The organism is Pseudarthrobacter sp. MDT1-22 (assembly GCF_054511035.1).
This window is the reverse complement of the sequence record NZ_JBTNDK010000003.1, coordinates 82,188-98,620: the sequence shown is the minus strand read 5'-3', so window position 1 is coordinate 98,620 and position 16,433 is coordinate 82,188. Positions and strand designations below refer to the sequence as shown.

The following is a 16,433-nucleotide window of genomic DNA, read 5'->3' as shown; positions in this document are numbered from 1 at the left end:
CCGTCAAGGCTTTAGCTGTACCTTTGTGAAAACTTCACTCAGTACCGGGGACGCCGGGTAGCTGCTGACGCGGTCCGAGAGTGCGAGCGCCGAGATGGGGAAGGCGATGGGAACTGCCGGCACGGTGGCCGCGATCTGGGCGTTGATGGTGTGGTACTGCTCGTCGCGTTCCTTGCCGGCAGGGAGGCCGCGGGCGCGGTTGATCTTGGAAAAGACCTGCGGGTCCTGGTAGCCGAATTCGCCGTTCTTTTCGCCGAACAGCGGGCCCACAAAGTTATCGGCATCGGCATACGCGCCATTCCAGCCGAGCAGGTGGAGCCCGTGGTCCCCGGGTGACTGCACTTTCTGGAGATAGCCTTCGGACCAGTCCACCGGGACAGGCTTAATGTTGAACCCGACGGCGGTCAGTTGCCTGCTGATTTCGGCGTAGATTTTCTCCGGCGTGGGCAGATACGGGCGGGTGGCGTTAAGCGGATAGTAGAACCTGAGCTCTTCCCCGGTGTAGCCGGCCTCGGTCAGATAGGCCTTGGCCTTGACAGGATCGTGGCCCAGTGCGGGAGCGTCATTATTGAAACCGCTGATCTTCGGAGGAACGAATTGTGAGGCCTTGGCGGTGTTGTCGATGAAGAACTTGCGGATCAGGGTTTCCTTATCGATGGCCAGCTCAATGGCCTGCCGCACTTTTTCGTTCTGCAGGACCGGAATTTCCTGGTTGATGCCCAGGTACATCACCGAGAAGGGATCACGCTGGACGATCTGCATGCCCCGCTTGACCAGCTGATCGAAGTTGCCCACCGTGACGGCGTCGTAGCCGTCGATCTTGCCGTCCAGGAGGGCCTGAAGCCGCGTCTGGGGGTGGTCGTACGTGACGAAATTAATGGTGGAGATCTGCCCGCGGTCACCCCAGTAGTTTTTGTGGCTGATGAGCCGGACTCTCGCCTCGTCCCAGGCGGCCAGGCTGAACGGTCCTGTGCCGACGGGGTTGGTGGCGAACCGGGAGACCGGGTTTCCGCCACGGGTCTGATCCAGGACATCCGCCGTGCCCGCCGTCAGGGCGGCCGGGGATGCGATGGCGAACGCCGGCAGGGTGAGCGCCTGGAGGAACGCAGTGAAGCGCTGGGTCAGGTCGATCCGGACAGTGTCAGCGGAAAGGGCCGTGCAGCTCTTGAAAATGGAGAGCGCAGCGTCCTCGGAATGTGCCTTGAACACGCTCTTGAACGAGCTTCCCGGCGCTTGCCGCCGCAGTTCCGCCGAGAAGGCGAACCAGCGGTTGAAATTGGCACACACGGCGTCGGCGTTGAAGGGCATGCCGTCCTGGAACGAGACGCCGCTGCGGAGTTTGAACGTGTACGAGCGGCCTTCGTTTTCTTCGGACCATTCCGTTGCCAGCAGCGGCGTGGGCTTGCCCGTGGTCTGGTCCACACCCACCAGGCCTTCGAGGATCTGCCGGGTGATCCGGTAGCTTTCCACATCGTTCGAGAGCGCGGGGTCCAGGCCGAGGGGCTGGGACGCCGTGCCGAACGTGAACGTTTCGGTGGGTTCAGCGCCGGCGGGCGCCGTCGAAGGAGACGTTGCCGAGGGCGAAGGCGGTGGGTTGCCGGTACAGGAGGTCAGGCCTAACGCCATAAAAACGGCGCCGGTCTTGATGACCGTTCGCCGCGAAGTACTTCTGGGCACTCGTCTATCACCTCTGGCTGCTTCCGGCCGGCGCCGCGGACTGCGGGCCAAGGACACAGTCTAGTTGACACACCCCGGTGCTCCCTGGACACACGCCAGAGGCCTGTTCCGGCTGCGGAACAGGCCTCTGGGCTTGAAAGCCGGACTACTTGGGCATCAGCACCGAGTCGATCAGGTAAACGGTGGCGTTCTTGGTCTGGACGCCGCCGCAGATCACGCTGGCGCCATCAACCATGAGGGCATCCTTGCTGCCGGTCACGGTGACCGATCCGCCCTGGACCGTGGCGTGTGTGCCGGCGATCTTGTCAGGGGTGATCTGGCCGGGGACCACGTGGTAGGTCAGGATCTTGCTCAGCAGGGCGTCGTCCGTCTTGAGCGTTTCGATGGTGGCGGCATCGATCTTGGCGAAGGCGTCATCCACCGGAGCGAAGACCGTGAATTCGCCGCCGTTAAGGGTGTCAACCAGGTCAACCTTCGGGTTCAGCTTGCCGGAGACAGCTGCCGTGAGGGTGGTCAGGATGGGGTTGTTGGATGCCGCGACCGCTACCGGGTCAAGGGCCATCCCGGCAACCGAGCCTGCCCCGGTGGGGACCTTCTCTGCGTAGCCGGCGCAGCCTGCGCCAACGAGGTTTGCGGCCGGATCCATGGCAGCAGCACTGGCGGACGGTGACGGGGCCATCTTCGTTGCTGACGGTGCGGCGGCCGGAGCGGAGGAGCTCGGGGTTGTGGTTGCTGTTCCACCGCAGGCGGTAAGGCTCAGCAGGGCTGCAGCTGCAACGCCTGCGACGGTGAAGGATGTGCGCTTGAATGACTGCATTTCGGTTCTCCTTGTTTGTGCCGATTTCTTGCCTGCGGCAGACGTTGTGCCTGCCGCGTGGCCTTTTCCGACTGTTGGGCACCTGCCCTTGGCTGGTGTCTCAATGGGTATTCGGCCGGAGCACGGAAGCGGATGGGTGGATCGCCAAGAGTTTTTAATTGCGCGCCAAACCGGGGGAGAATGCCGTGGCTGGGACAGTTAAATGACAGAGATCCCGGGGCCTGTGGGCCCGGGATCTCTGTGTAAGTGTGCGCAAGGGGGGACTTGAACCCCCACGCCCGAAGGCACAGGAACCTAAATCCTGCGTGTCTGCCAATTTCACCACTCGCGCTTGGCAGTTGCCGCCGTTGTCTCAACCTTGGCCAGATGGCCTACGGATAAAAACGTACGACGGCGGTGCCAGCTTCCATTGTAGCCTCGGGCCGGCGGGGTTCCGGTCAGCCGGTTCCTGCCCCTGTGCCTCGGCACGCGTAATGCGTTACGCGTCCAGATTGAGGTCGCGCCGCAGTTTTGCCACGTGGCCGGTGGCCCGGACGTTGTACTGGGCCAGCGCCACCTTTCCGTCGGGATCGATCACCACCGTGCTGCGGATCAGTCCCTCATACGTCCGTCCATAGTTCTTCTTTTCGCCCCAGGCGCCATAGGCCTCGGCCACGGCATGGTCCCCGTCCGAAAGCAACGGAAAGCTCAGGTCCTCGTTGGCGGCAAAGGCAGCAAGTTTGTCCACGGAATCGGGGGAAACACCCAGGACCCGATAACCGGCCGACGTGAAGGATGCCAGGCTGTCGCGGAAATCGCAGGCCTGTTTCGTGCAGCCGGGGGTGGCAGCGGCTGGGTAGAAATACACGATGGTGCTGCCGCTGTGGCCGGAGGCCAGGTTGACGTCTTTACCCGAAGAATCCTTCAGGGTGAAGCCGGGCGCTACGTCGCCGGTCAAGAGTCTGTCAGCCACTGTTAATCTCCTCGTTGCAGGCGGAACACACCAGTTTAGTAAGCATCCACGACCGGTGCTAACCAGCCTTAGCTATACTTGCTGGTATGCCTGACATGGATCGCTGGCCCACTGGGCGCCTATTGTCCACTGCGGCACGCCTCGTAGAACACTCCTGGAACGAAAAGCTAAGCGCCATCGGATTGACGCACGCCGGCGTGATCGCTATCGAAGTCCTCTCTGCGCAGGGGCCGATGACACAGGCCCAACTCGCCCAATATGTGCGCGTTCAGGCCCAGACCATGGGTAAAACACTGAGCCGGTTGGAATCCCACGGCCACATTGCCCGCGTCCGCAGCACCTCGGACCGCCGCAGCCAGGTGGTGTCCCTCACCGACAGCGGCCGGGAAGCCGCAACCGCAGCAGTTGAGATGGAACGCTCGGTACTCGCCGCGGCAGCCATTGACCCCGACGCCCTGCGGCAGGAGCTCCAGGCGGTGGTCCGGGAGCTGGCCAGCCAGTTCGCCTCGCCGTCAACCCGCGCCCTGGTGGACGGTGCCCCGCTCGGCTAGCCATCCCGGAATCCGGTAAATCTGGCTGGCACCATTACTGCAAAATTCCGCAGCGGTGGTGCCTTTATTGGTTGTACCCTGAGGGGGGAAAGGTCAAGAAGTGGGCGTCTTGGCCGCGTGGTTTTGCGGCGGTTCAGGGCCCACTTCCAAGAGGTGCATCGTTGGTCGCTTCACAAGGTCCTGCAGCGGCTGAGGGCTGGATCATCTCCCGCCTGCAGGACCTTGTCCTGGAAACCGCTGACGCGGCGGAGTTCCTTAATGAACTCTTCAACATCACCAGCGGTATCTGGCCTAGGTCTCGCCGCGCGATGCCCTTATCATCTGACGTATGCGGAAACACTTGGTCGCCCTTGGGGTCGTGGCAATCCTCCTGGCCGGCTGCTCGGCCCCTTCAACTGGACCGGCAGTAACGACAGCGGCGCCGGCCGCCACATCAGCATCAGCTACGCCAACGCCGACTACGCCAACGACAGGCTCGGCCGCGACAGATCTGAACTGGGGCACGCCGACCGCTGGCGACGAGTTCAACTATACCGGCGCACCGGACGCCGCGAAGTGGTCCGTGTACAACAGTGCCGGGCACGCGGGGAATGGCATTCGGAGTCCCCAGCAGGTCACGGTCGACGGTTCCGAAATGGTCATGACTGGAACACCGGACGGCACGACCGCTGGAATGAGCGCGAAGTTTGCGCGCCAGAAGTACGGCCGGTGGGAGGTCCGCGCGGCGGGATCGGGTGACAATGAGTACCACATGGTGTCGATCCTGTGGCCGGATAGTGGGAAGTGGCCGTGTGACGGCGAAATTAACTACGCGGAGACGACGGTTGAGCGGAACGTCATCAAGTTCTTCCACCACTATGGATGTTCGAACTCGCAGACGTCGGCGGCCAAGGCTCTGGACGTTAGTCAGTTCCACAACTACGCGGTTGACTGGTCTCCGAATGGGATCGTCGGCTACGTCGATGGGGTTAAGTGGTTTGAGGACAACGACCCGGCGCACCAGCCTCCCGGACCGATGCACCAGACGCTACAACTGGACTGGTTCCCAGACAGCACTGATAACGGCGCTGGCGAGATGCGAGTGGATTGGGTTCGCGTCTATGCGGCTGGCGATCCAACTCCCGCTGCCCTGCCGCCGCCATCCGATGAGTCGTTTGAGTTCGCCGCCACCGGGGACATAAACCCTGCGGGTAACACGTCGGCCACGTCGCACAGTGGTAAGAACGCGGCTAGTATCATCGCCGGTCTCAACGACGGTTCGCTGGACAACTTCCTTGCGCTGGGCGATTTCCAGTATGACAAGGGCACCTGTACCGCGCTCGAGGCTTACAACCAGTTGTGGGGTCCGGCTAAGGCCAAGACGTACTGGACCGCTGGCCCGAATCATGATGTTGAATCCGGCGAAAATGACGACGTTGACCGGTACATGGATGGGCAGTGCGTGTCCACGGTGAAGAGCGCGACTAGCTCCGATGTTGTACGGTTCCAAGACGCTCTTGAATGGTATTCGTTCGACAAGGGCAACTGGCACATTCTTGTAGCGCCTACGGCCACTTGGCGTTATAACGCTAAGCGGGCGCAGGCGATGACCTCAGAGATGGATGCCAATCTGAAAGCGGCGAAGGCCGCTGGAAAGCATCTGGCGGTTATATATCATGATCCGTATTTCACCAGCAACACATCGAGCCATACCCGCTTCTCTAAGGCGAAGCCGTGGATTGACGTGTTCTGGGCGAACCGCGTTCGTGTGTTGCTGTCCGGCTCACAGCACAATTATGAGCGGACCTGCCCGATAAACAACGAGGACCAGTGCGTTGCGGACGGGATGCAACAGTTTCAGGTGTCCACTGGTGGAATCGGCCTCCGGGCGTTCACCAGCAGCCCCCCTTATGTGCAGCGGAAGTTTAGCGACACCTGGGGTCACCTACGGATGAGCCTCAAGGCTGACGGCTCTTATACGTGGGAATTCCGTCCCGTGTCTGGCGGAATGCAGACTGACAGCGGGTCTCGAAGCCATGGCTAATTCCTCGGTTCCGATCACCGCCGGTTCGGGCGCCGTGAGGGACGTACCGCCACATTCCGGAAGGAATGAGTGCCTCTTTTGGTGGACATACGTGGTGCCAAGGAAGCCAAAGGTGGTTGAATTCGGAGTTCGCGCGGCAGTCGGCTGTGATGGCGGCGTGTCCCAGCTCTTACCCCGGAGCAGCAGCGAATAAATCAGCCCCTAAATACCCCACAGCGATCGAGGGACAAAAGGAAACCCCGCCTTCAGGCTTGTGGCCAGTGAAGACGGGGTTTCTGTGGTGCACCCCCCGGGACTTGAACCCGGAACCCATTGATTAAGAGTCAATTGCTCTGCCAATTGAGCTAGAGGTGCATCTCCTATGTGGTGACCTACCGGGCTTTTTCTTTCCCGGTTGATCTCCGCAACGACATGAAACTCTACACGAACTTCCGACCCATGTGAAATCGAGGCCCCAATGCTCCCCAGGTTCAGCCGGGAGGGGTCAGAACCAGCACAAAATCAGGGTTTTTGTTGTTGGTGAGCAGCCAGAAGCCGCCGTCGGGAGTCCGGATGACGTCCCGGATCCTGCCGTATTCGCGTGTGAAATAGGCCACAGGAGCGCTTGCCTCCTCGCCGGACAAGGACACCGTCCAGAGGCGTTGGCCGCGCAGGGCGCCGAGGTAGGCCGTCGACCCGGCAATTTCCAGGCCGCTGGGTGAGGAGTCCGCCGTCGAAGGCCACACCACCTTCGCGTCGCGGTACGCCTCCCGGTGAGGTGCGCCGGTTACTGCGGGCCAGCCGTAGTTGGCTCCCGGCTCGATGAGGTTGAGCTCGTCGTTGACGTCCGGGCCGAACTCGCTGGACCAGAGCCGGCCGGCGCTGTCCCACGCCAGTCCTTGGACGTTTCGGTGCCCCAAGCTGTACACGGCATTGCCGAAAGGGTTGCCAGGTGCGGGGTCACCCTCCGGAGTCAGCCGCAGGATCTTCCCGCCCAGAGCGTTGCGGTCCTGTGGCTGTTCGCGGCGCTGGGAGTCGCCTGTGCCCACGTACAGGAACCCGTCCGGGCCGAAGCGGATCCGGCCGCCATTGTGGGTTGATGCCTTGGGGATTCCGGAAAAGACCACCTCGGGGTCGCCAAGGTCCAGGGATCCGTCAGGCTGTTCCGTCAGCTTCAGCCGGGCGATGCGGTTGTCCTGTGCCGAGGTGAAGTACAGGTAAAGGTAGTTGGCGGACGGAAAGCCGGGGGAGAGGGCTAGTCCCAGCAAGCCTCCCTCACCGCCAGGAGCCACGCCGGGGACCTGGCCGATGGTGGTCGCCCTGCCATCACGGACAGCTTTCAGCAGCGCAGAGTCACGCTCGGAGACGACGGCGGTTCCGTTCGGCAGGAATACCGCGGCCCAGGGAATGTCGAGCTGGAGATCGAGCCGTGCCACAACCTCCGGTGGCGTGGCGTTACCCGGGCCGGCCCCGGTCCCGGTTCCTGTGATATTGCCGGTGGGGGCATCGTTGGCGTCCCCCGTGCAGCCCGACAGCAGCACGGCCAGGCACACTGCGAAGGCGCCCGCAGTGGGCTTGGCCGCCGCGAAGGCCCGAAAGTGCGCCTGCGTCCGGTCAGATACGCGTCCGCCGGGGGGCGCGGAAGCCGGCAGCTTCCGCATGGGCCGCCGACTCAAACCAGACGTCGGCTTTCGTCTGCACATAGTCCGGATGCCCCTCCTCGTAATAGACCATTGTTCCGGCGTCGGCCTTGACCTCGAAATCCGCCGGACCGCTTCCATCCGGGCCGGGCGACGCGGAACCTGCGCCGTAGGGCTGGTCCGCGGCCAGATGCCCGGTCGGTTCCGGTGCAGCTTCGTAGTCCGCCACGGCTGCCGGCTCCATGGTCCGGGCTTCAGCGGCCTCTGGTGATACTGCGGTGTCTGTGGCTACTGCGGCCTCCATGGATCCTGCAGCCTGCATGGGAGCGGCGCTTGCCGCGTGCGGGGCTGAATCGGCGGCGGCCACTTCGGGTTGCGTATCAGCGGCTTCGGCTTCCGCAGCGGCTGTTTCTGCGCCGGGCAGCGTGGGCGCATGGGGCTCCGTGTATTCCGGGTGATGCACAAATCCAGCGCCCTGGGCCGGTGGTGCTTCGGACGTTGGGGTGTCGGCAATTACGGTGGACGCTTCGCCTGCCGGCCGGTGGCTGGCGGCGGGTTGGGCTGGTGCGCTTGCCTCTGACCACTGGGTTTCCCACTCGGCTTCGTCTGCCTGCCGGCTCACACTCTCCTTGCTGCCAGGTTCCTGGGCTGCTAGCGACTCCGGGCGAGCCGGCTCCTCTTGCCCAGCCAGCTGCCCAGGTCGGCCGGGTTCCCCAGAGCCAGCCGACTCGGGGGATGACAGTTCTTCGGCGGACGGGCGTTCCCGTGCATCGGCTGCAGCGGTTTCTGCGGGACCAGAAGTGTCTGTGGCGCCAGCGGTATCTGCGGCACCAGCAGTAACAGTGGAACCGACAACTTCGGGGTCAACACCGGCGTCCTGCCCGACGATGGTGTCCTTTTCCAAGCTGGGTTCTCCAAGGCCGGCCTTGTGCCCACCCCCGGCTTCCTGGGGTTCTGCCGTGCTGGACCGCACGGGCGCCTCGTCCGCCGTCGTCGGTGGTGTCGGCTCAGCAGCGCCGAAGCCCGCAGCACTGGGGATGCCCGCCGTGCCTGCGGCTTCCGCCGAGGCAGCTGCGCTTCCGCCGGAGAGTCCGCCGTCCGTCCGGATGGGCGTGGAGTCACCGGTGCTCGAGGAGCTGCTGCGGTTCAGCAGCCACCACACAACGCCCACGATCAGCACAATGAGGATAATCCAGAAGACAAAATCCATAGCAGGGCCCTTCAGTCCGGATGGCACGGTTGCCGTTCCCTGACGGTACGTCGGTGCGAACGGGGCTGTCTAGGTTCCGGCAGGCCCGTAAGGGTCCGTCTCAGAATTTGAGACGAGCGTCCACTGTTTGATCGAAATATTCCTGAAAATGGGCCAAACGTGCTGTTCGGGTCGTTGGCGTCCCGATCGGAGTCATAGACTTTGACCCATGAGTGAGGACACCCAAACAGCAACCGAGAACAAGATCGACATCAAACCCCGCAGCCGGGTCGTCACCGACGGGATCCATGCCGCCCCCGCGCGCGGTATGTTCCGCGCCGTCGGCATGGGCGATGACGACTTCGCGAAGCCCCAGATCGGCGTTGCGAGTTCCTGGAATGAAATCACTCCCTGCAACCTCTCCCTGAACCGGCTGGCCCAGGGCGCCAAGGAAGGTGTCCACGCAGGCGGCGGTTTCCCCATGCAGTTCGGCACCATCTCTGTCTCCGACGGCATCTCCATGGGCCACGAAGGCATGCACTTCTCGCTCGTTTCCCGTGAGGTCATTGCCGACTCCGTGGAAACCGTCATGCAGGCCGAGCGCATCGACGGCTCGGTCCTCCTGGCCGGCTGCGACAAGTCCCTCCCCGGCATGCTGATGGCTGCCGCCCGCCTGGACCTGGCCAGTGTGTTCCTGTACGCCGGCTCCATCATGCCGGGCTGGGTCAAGCTTGAGGACGGCTCCGAAAAGGAAGTCACCCTGATTGACGCCTTCGAAGCCGTCGGTGCATGCGCCGCGGGCAAGATGAGCCTCGAAGACCTGACCCGTATTGAAAAGGCCATCTGCCCCGGCGAAGGCGCCTGCGGTGGGATGTACACCGCCAACACCATGGCCTGCATCGGCGAGGCCCTGGGCATGTCCCTCCCCGGCTCCGCCGCCCCGCCCTCGGCAGACCGCCGCCGTGATGAATTTGCCCGCAAGTCCGGCGAAGCAGTGGTCAACCTGCTCCGCCTTGGCATCACCGCCCGGGACATCATGACCAAGAAGGCGTTCGAAAACGCCATCGCCGTCACCATGGCCTTCGGTGGCTCCACCAACGCCGTCCTGCACCTCCTGGCCATCGCCCGCGAGGCTGAAGTCGAGCTGAACCTGGAGGACTTCAACCGCATCGGCGACAAGATCCCGCACCTCGGTGACCTGAAGCCCTTCGGCCGCTACGTCATGACCGACGTGGACAAGATCGGCGGCGTGCCCGTCATCATGCGCGCACTGCTCGACGCCGGCCTGCTGCACGGCGACTGCCTCACCGTCACGGGCAAGACCGTGGCCGAGAACCTCGCTGCGATCAACCCGCCGGACCTGGACGGCAAGATCCTCCGTGCCATGGACAACCCGATCCACAAGACCGGCGGCATCACCATCCTGCACGGCACCATGGCGCCCGAGGGTGCTGTGGTGAAGAGTGCCGGCTTCGACGCCGACGTCTTTGAAGGCACCGCCCGCGTCTTCGAGCGCGAGCAGGGTGCCCTGGCCGCCCTGGATGAGGGCCTGATCAAGGCCGGGGATGTTGTGGTCATCCGCTACGAAGGCCCCAAAGGCGGCCCCGGCATGCGCGAAATGCTCGCCATCACGGGCGCCATCAAGGGCGCGGGGCTCGGCAAGGACGTACTGCTCCTCACTGACGGCCGTTTCTCCGGCGGAACCACCGGCCTCTGCATAGGCCACGTGGCACCGGAAGCTGTCGACGGCGGCCCCATCGCCTTCGTCAAGGACGGGGACCGGATCCGCGTGGACATCGCGGCCCGCAGCTTCGACTTGCTGGTTGATGAGGCCGAGCTCGAATCCCGCAAGATCGGCTGGGAGCCCCTCCCGGCCAAGTTCACCAAGGGTGTGCTCGCCAAGTACGCCAAGCTGGTCCACAGCGCCTCCACGGGCGCATACTGCGGGTAGCACGATTTCGTTCCTCAACCTCGGCTGCTGGTTGAGCCCAACTAGGTAGCCGTAACTGTCGTTATGAGCGCTCATAACGACAGTTACTGCGACCCAGTTGGGGAACGTGGCCAACCAGTGGACAATGGTGTCCACACTGTGAGATGCGCACAGTCCTCGTTGACATGTATCTCACACAGAGGGAAAACTGAACGCATGATCGCATTCGTTACCAGCTGCGCCGCTGCAGATGCAGCCGTCGTCCTTACCAAGCGCGTGGCTCACTAGCCCGACTGGTAACGAACCGTCACGCGCAACCCCTCGAAAAGCCGCCAGGCTGAGGGGTTTTTTTATTTCCGCATTTCCAAGTACACAGATGATCCACAAGGAAGAGTCCGATGAGCAAAGGATCGCCGATCAGCCCCTCGCTGATGGCTACTAAGTCCGCTGGAGCCCCCAAGGCTCCGGAACGCGCCGACCGAACGGCTGACCAGGCCGCCGTCGTCGCTGATCTTGCCGCTGTCTCTCCTGTCCTTGGGCCGAACAACGTTGTACCCCCAACGGTGATGACCGGCTCGCAAGCTATTGTCCGATCGCTCGAAGAACTCGGCGTCGACGATATTTTTGGTTTGCCTGGTGGCGCTATCCTGCCTACCTATGACCCCTTGATGGCCTCCAGCATGAATCACGTACTGGTCCGTCACGAACAGGGAGCCGGCCACGCCGCGCAAGGCTATGCCATGGTTACCGGCCGGGTGGGCGTCTGTATCGTCACCTCGGGCCCCGGTGCCACCAACCTCGTTACCCCCATCATGGATGCCCACATGGATTCCGTGCCGCTGGTGGCCATCACCGGCCAGGTCTCCAGCGGTGTGATCGGCACCGATGCTTTCCAGGAAGCCGACATTGTTGGCATCACCATGCCGATCACCAAGCATTCGTTCCTGGTGACCGACCCCAACGACATCCCGCACGTTATGGCGGAGGCCTTCCACCTGGCCTCGTCCGGACGTCCGGGACCCGTCCTGGTGGACATCGCCAAAGACGCCCAGCAGGGTCAGATGACCTTCTCCTGGCCGCCGAAGATCGACCTCCCCGGCTACCGCCCGGTGACGCGCGGCCATAACAAGCAGGTCCGCGAAGCTGCCAAGCTGATCGCCTCGGCCACCAAACCCGTGCTCTACGTGGGCGGCGGTGTGGTGAAGGCACACGCTGCCGCGGAACTCCGCGAACTGGCGGAACTCACGGGTGCGCCCGTTGTCACTACCCTGATGGCACGCGGTGTGTTCCCCGATTCGCACCCGCAGCACGTGGGCATGCCGGGCATGCATGGCACGGTTTCCGCGGTCACGGCGCTGCAGCAGTCCGATCTGCTCATCACGCTCGGCGCCCGCTTCGATGACCGGGTGACGGGCATCCTGAAGTCCTTCGCCCCGAACGCCAAGGTGATCCACGCGGATATTGATCCCGCCGAGATCTCCAAGAACCGTACCGCCGACGTGCCGATCGTGGGATCCGTCAAGGAAATCATCCCCGAGCTCACCGAGGCTGTCCGCTCCCAGTTCGAATCCGCCGGCACGCCGGACCTCACCACCTGGTGGGCGTTCCTTAACAACCTTAAGGAAACCTACCCGCTGGGCTGGACCGAGCCGGAGGACGGGCTCAGCGCCCCGCAGCGCGTCATCGAACGCATCGGCGCGCTGACTGGCCCCGAAGGCATCTACGTTGCCGGCGTTGGCCAGCACCAGATGTGGGCGGCACAGTTCATCAAGTACGAGCGCCCGCACGCCTGGCTGAACTCAGGCGGCGCCGGCACCATGGGCTATGCCGTACCGGCCGCCATGGGCGCCAAAGTGGGGGAGCCGGACCGTGTGGTCTGGGCCATCGACGGCGACGGCTGCTTCCAGATGACCAACCAGGAACTGGCCACCTGCGCCATCAACAAGATCCCCATCAAGGTTGCCATCATCAACAACTCCTCGCTGGGCATGGTCCGGCAGTGGCAGACCCTGTTCTACGAGGGGCGCTACTCCAACACGGACCTCAACACCGGCCACGAATCCGTCCGCATCCCTGACTTCGTCAAGCTGGGGGAGGCCTACGGCTGTGCCTCCTTCCGCTGCGAGCGGGACGAGGATATTGATGCCACCATCCAGAAGGCCCTCGAAATCAATGACCGCCCCGTGGTTATCGACTTCGTCGTGAGCCCCGACTCCATGGTGTGGCCGATGGTGCCCGCCGGCGTGAGCAACGACCAGATCCAGGTTGCCCGCAACATGACCCCGGAATGGGAAGAGGAGGACTGAACATGACCCGCCACACACTGTCCGTTCTGGTTGAAGACAAGCCCGGTGTACTGACCCGCGTCGCGAGCCTGTTCGCCCGACGCGCCTTTAACATCAACTCCCTGGCCGTGGGCCCGACGGAAGTTCCGGGCATGTCCCGGATGACCGTCGTCGTCGACGCCGACGGTGACCTGATTGAACAGGTCACCAAGCAGCTCAATAAGCTGGTCAACGTGATCAAGATTGTTGAGCTCACCTCCGAATCTTCCGTGCAGCGAGACCACATCCTGGTCAAGGTACGTGCGGATGCCGCGACTCGTCTGCAGGTGACCCAGGCTGCAGACCTGTTCCGTGCTTCAGTGGTTGACGTCTCCACAGACTCCGTGGTCATTGAAGCAACAGGCCACCCCGAAAAGCTCACGGCGCTGCTCTCAGTGCTTGAGCCCTTCGGCATCCGCGAAATTGTGCAGTCCGGCACCCTGGCCGTTGGACGGGGATCCCGCTCCATGAGTGACAGGGCTTTGCGCAGCGCTTAGTTGAGGCGGGGCACGGCCCCACCTGCGGCGCAATGCCCGTGCAGTACCGCAACACCCCAGACTAATTACCCAGTGAATCACTCAAGAGGAGTTACCCAAGTGACTGAAATGTTCTACGACGACGACGCCGACCTGTCGATCATCCAGGGTCGCAAGGTCGCCATTGTTGGCTATGGCTCCCAGGGCCACGCCCACGCGCTGAACCTGCGCGACTCCGGCGTCGAGGTTGTCATCGCCCTCAAGGAAGGCTCGAAGTCGATCGCCAAGGCCGAAGAAGCCGGCTTCAAGGCCCTGACCGTTGCCGACGCCGCCGAATGGGCCGACGTCATCATGATCCTGGCGCCGGACCAGTACCAGCGCTCGATCTACAACGACTCCATCAAGGACAAGCTGACCCCGGGCAAGGCACTGGCCTTCGCCCACGGCTTCAACATCCGCTTCGGCTACATCGAGGCGCCGGAGGGCGTTGACGTCATCCTGATCGCCCCGAAGGCTCCGGGACACACCGTGCGCCGCGAATTCGAAGCCGGCCGAGGCATCCCGGACATTATCGCCGTGGAGCAGGACGCCACCGGCGCAGCCTGGGACCTGGCCAAGTCCTACGCCAAGGCCATCGGCGGCACCCGCGCCGGCGTCATCAAGACCACCTTCACCGAAGAGACCGAAACCGACCTCTTCGGCGAGCAGTCCGTCCTCTGCGGCGGCGTGTCCCAGCTGGTCCAGTACGGCTTCGAAACCCTGACCGAAGCCGGCTACCAGCCGCAGATCGCCTACTTCGAGGTTCTTCACGAGCTCAAGCTCATCGTTGACCTCATGTGGGAAGGCGGCATCGCCAAGCAGCGCTGGAGCGTTTCCGACACCGCAGAGTACGGCGACTACGTCTCCGGCCCGCGCGTCATCACCCCCGACGTGAAGGAAAACATGCAGGCTGTCCTCGCCGACATCCAGAGCGGCGCGTTCGCCAAGCGCTTCATCGACGACCAGGACAACGGCGGCGAAGAGTTCAAGGCCCTGCGTGCCAAGGCTGAGCAGCACCCGATCGAGGCCGTTGGCCGCGAGCTGCGCTCCCTCTTCGCCTGGCAGCAGACGGACGAGGATTACGTAGAGGGCTCCGCAGCCCGCTAAGTCTGCTGTGCGGGTGCCCCTCGGGTGCCATTATGAGGCCGGGTTCACTTAACAATGTGAGCCCGGCCTTTCCGTCCGCCTAGACTTGTTCCATCCCAAGGACTGCAACGCAGAGGATCACTCGTGTCAAAACCCGTAGTACTGCTCGCCGAAGAACTTTCGCCCGCCACCATCGAGGCCCTCGGCCCGGACTTCGAGATCCGCCAGACTGACGGCTCCGACCGGTCCCAGCTGCTCGCCGCCATCGCGGACGTGGACGCCATCCTGGTCCGCTCCGCCACCCACCTGGACGCCGAAGCCATTGCCGCCGCGAAGAACCTCAAGGTCATCGCCCGCGCCGGTGTTGGCTTGGACAACGTTGACATTAAGGCCGCCACACAGGCCGGCGTGATGGTGGTCAACGCCCCGACGTCGAACATCATTTCGGCAGCGGAACTGACCGTGGGCCACATCCTGAGCCTCGCACGCCACATCCCGCAGGCCAGCTCCGCGCTGAAAAACGGTGAATGGAAGCGCTCCAAGTACACCGGCATCGAACTATTCGAGAAGAAGATCGGCATCATCGGCCTGGGCCGCATCGGCGCCCTCGTTGCTGCCCGCCTCCAGGGCTTCGACACCGAAATCCTCGCCTACGATCCGTACATCACCTCGGCCCGCGCCGCGCAGCTCGGCGTCAAGCTCGTCACCCTCGATGAACTGCTGAGCCAGTCGGACTTCGTTACCATCCACATGCCCAAGACGCCGGAAACCGTCGGCATGCTCGGCGCCGACGCGTTCACCAAGATGAAGTCCACCGCCTACGTGGTCAACGTGGCCCGTGGCGGCCTCGTGGACGAAGAGGCTCTCTACGCAGCCCTGCAGGACCGCCAGATCGCCGGCGCAGCCGTGGACGTCTTCGTCAAGGAACCCAGCACGGACCTTCCGTTCTTCGCCCTGGACAACGTGGTGGTCACCCCGCACCTGGGTGCATCCACCGATGAAGCCCAGGAGAAGGCAGGCGTCTCGGTTGCCAAGTCCGTGCGTTTGGCGCTGGCCGGCGAACTCGTACCGGATGCCGTGAACGTGGCCGGCGGCGTGATCGCCTCCGATGTCCGTCCGGGCATCCCGCTGATCGAAAAGCTGGGCCGGATCTTCACCGCGCTGACCCACGCCTCCCTGACCCAGATCGACGTCGAGGTGGCCGGCGAGATCGCGGCGCTGGACGTCAAGGTCCTGGAACTCGCCGCGCTCAAGGGCATCTTTGCCGATGTGGTGACCGAGCAGGTTTCCTACGTCAACGCCCCGGTCATCGCCGAACAGCGCGGCATCAACGTCCGCCTCATCACGACGGCGGAAGCGGAGGACTACCGCAACGTCCTCACCATCCGGGGTGCTTTGAGCGACGGCAGCCAGATCTCCGTGGCAGGTACGCTCACGGGTCCGAAGCAGATCCAGAAGCTCGTCGGCGTCAACGGCTACGACGTTGAGATCCCCATCAGCGAGCACCTCGTGGTGGTGGCCTACGCCGACCGGCCTGGTGTGATCGGAACCATCGGACACATCCTGGGCATGAACAACATCAACATTGCCGGCATGCAGGTGGCACGGCAGGCGGAAGGCGGCCAGGTTCTGGCACTGCTGACCATCGACAGTTCCGTTCCGCAGCAGGTGCTTGACGCCATCAAGGCAGGCATCGGCGCCGAAATGGTCCGCGAAGTGGACCTCGAGGACTAAGAACCGCACCGCCATC

General features: G+C 63.4%; 12 protein-coding genes and 2 tRNA genes. 7 read left to right on the top strand and 7 right to left on the bottom strand.

Annotation, left to right across the window (positions count from 1 at the left end):
• Positions 1-3 precede the first annotated feature (3 nt).
• The 4 genes from ACX80M_RS03825 to bcp all read right to left on the bottom strand — a co-directional run bounded on the left by ACX80M_RS03825 (position 4) and on the right by bcp (position 3,446).
• Positions 4-1,626, bottom strand: a complete 1,623-nt coding sequence (locus ACX80M_RS03825) for an ABC transporter substrate-binding protein (protein ID WP_252613639.1) — start codon at positions 1,624-1,626, stop codon at positions 4-6.
• 196 nt (positions 1,627-1,822) lie between these two features.
• The gene (locus ACX80M_RS03820) at positions 1,823-2,494 is read right to left on the bottom strand and encodes a fasciclin domain-containing protein (protein ID WP_141140923.1); all 672 of its coding nucleotides are present in this window, start codon (positions 2,492-2,494) and stop codon (positions 1,823-1,825) included.
• A gap of 249 nt (positions 2,495-2,743) precedes the next feature.
• Positions 2,744-2,825, bottom strand: a tRNA-Leu gene (locus ACX80M_RS03815).
• A 147-nt stretch (positions 2,826-2,972) separates the two neighbouring features.
• The gene (bcp, locus tag ACX80M_RS03810) at positions 2,973-3,446 is read right to left on the bottom strand and encodes a thioredoxin-dependent thiol peroxidase (protein WP_459308915.1); all 474 of its coding nucleotides are present in this window, start codon (positions 3,444-3,446) and stop codon (positions 2,973-2,975) included.
• Positions 3,447-3,541: 95 nt separating this feature from the next.
• On the opposite strand from bcp, the gene ACX80M_RS03805 reads away from it, so the two are divergent.
• Both ACX80M_RS03805 and ACX80M_RS03800 read left to right on the top strand, forming a co-directional pair.
• A complete protein-coding gene (locus ACX80M_RS03805; protein WP_459309076.1) occupies positions 3,542-3,997 on the top strand; it encodes a MarR family winged helix-turn-helix transcriptional regulator in 456 nt (151 codons plus the stop codon).
• Positions 3,998-4,355: 358 nt separating this feature from the next.
• A complete protein-coding gene (locus ACX80M_RS03800) occupies positions 4,356-6,020 on the top strand; it encodes a family 16 glycosylhydrolase (RefSeq protein WP_459308913.1) in 1,665 nt (554 codons plus the stop codon).
• A gap of 278 nt (positions 6,021-6,298) precedes the next feature.
• Here the strand turns inward: ACX80M_RS03800 and ACX80M_RS03795 are convergent.
• The 3 genes from ACX80M_RS03795 to ACX80M_RS03785 all read right to left on the bottom strand — a co-directional run bounded on the left by ACX80M_RS03795 (position 6,299) and on the right by ACX80M_RS03785 (position 8,849).
• Positions 6,299-6,374 (bottom strand) — tRNA-Lys (locus ACX80M_RS03795).
• Positions 6,375-6,490: 116 nt separating this feature from the next.
• The gene (locus ACX80M_RS03790) at positions 6,491-7,660 is read right to left on the bottom strand and encodes a PQQ-dependent sugar dehydrogenase (RefSeq protein ID WP_459308911.1); all 1,170 of its coding nucleotides are present in this window, start codon (positions 7,658-7,660) and stop codon (positions 6,491-6,493) included.
• Positions 7,614-8,849, bottom strand: coding sequence for a sunset domain-containing protein (locus ACX80M_RS03785; protein WP_459308909.1), 1,236 nt, complete (start codon positions 8,847-8,849; stop codon positions 7,614-7,616). The genes ACX80M_RS03790 and ACX80M_RS03785 overlap by 47 nt, the downstream gene beginning before the upstream one ends.
• Positions 8,850-9,057: 208 nt before the next feature.
• On the opposite strand from ACX80M_RS03785, the gene ilvD reads away from it, so the two are divergent.
• The 5 genes from ilvD (at position 9,058) to serA (ending at position 16,417) form a co-directional block, all read left to right on the top strand.
• Positions 9,058-10,779 carry a dihydroxy-acid dehydratase gene (gene ilvD, locus ACX80M_RS03780; RefSeq protein ID WP_058932073.1) on the top strand — a complete coding sequence of 574 codons (1,722 nt, stop codon included), beginning with the start codon at positions 9,058-9,060 and terminating at the stop codon, positions 10,777-10,779.
• Between the two features lie 377 nt (positions 10,780-11,156).
• A complete protein-coding gene (locus ACX80M_RS03775) occupies positions 11,157-13,064 on the top strand; it encodes an acetolactate synthase large subunit (protein WP_252601457.1) in 1,908 nt (635 codons plus the stop codon).
• 2 nt (positions 13,065-13,066) lie between these two features.
• Positions 13,067-13,579: an acetolactate synthase small subunit gene (ilvN, locus tag ACX80M_RS03770; RefSeq protein WP_028271611.1), complete on the top strand. Its 513-nt coding sequence runs from the start codon at positions 13,067-13,069 to the stop codon at positions 13,577-13,579.
• 99 nt (positions 13,580-13,678) lie between these two features.
• Positions 13,679-14,704 (top strand): ketol-acid reductoisomerase, encoded by a 1,026-nt coding sequence (gene ilvC, locus ACX80M_RS03765; RefSeq protein ID WP_459308906.1) that lies wholly within the window; start codon positions 13,679-13,681, stop codon positions 14,702-14,704.
• A 123-nt stretch (positions 14,705-14,827) separates the two neighbouring features.
• Positions 14,828-16,417, top strand: a complete 1,590-nt coding sequence (gene serA, locus ACX80M_RS03760) for a phosphoglycerate dehydrogenase (protein WP_056349234.1) — start codon at positions 14,828-14,830, stop codon at positions 16,415-16,417.
• Positions 16,418-16,433: the final 16 nt, after the last annotated feature.

What these genes read in the sequence shown, in the direction of transcription:
- ACX80M_RS03825 (WP_252613639.1), bottom strand. Translation starts at nt 1,626, where the DNA reads ATGGCGTTAGGCCTGACCTCCTGTACCGGCAACCCACCGCCTTCGCCC.
- ACX80M_RS03820 (WP_141140923.1), bottom strand. Translation starts at nt 2,494, where the DNA reads ATGCAGTCATTCAAGCGCACATCCTTCACCGTCGCAGGCGTTGCAGCT.
- ACX80M_RS03805 (WP_459309076.1), top strand. Translation starts at nt 3,542, where the DNA reads ATGGATCGCTGGCCCACTGGGCGCCTATTGTCCACTGCGGCACGCCTC.
- ACX80M_RS03790 (WP_459308911.1), bottom strand. Translation starts at nt 7,660, where the DNA reads ATGCGGAAGCTGCCGGCTTCCGCGCCCCCCGGCGGACGCGTATCTGAC.
- ACX80M_RS03785 (WP_459308909.1), bottom strand. Translation starts at nt 8,849, where the DNA reads ATGGATTTTGTCTTCTGGATTATCCTCATTGTGCTGATCGTGGGCGTT.
- ilvD (WP_058932073.1), top strand. Translation starts at nt 9,058, where the DNA reads ATGAGTGAGGACACCCAAACAGCAACCGAGAACAAGATCGACATCAAA.
- ACX80M_RS03775 (WP_252601457.1), top strand. Translation starts at nt 11,157, where the DNA reads ATGAGCAAAGGATCGCCGATCAGCCCCTCGCTGATGGCTACTAAGTCC.
- ilvN (WP_028271611.1), top strand. Translation starts at nt 13,067, where the DNA reads ATGACCCGCCACACACTGTCCGTTCTGGTTGAAGACAAGCCCGGTGTA.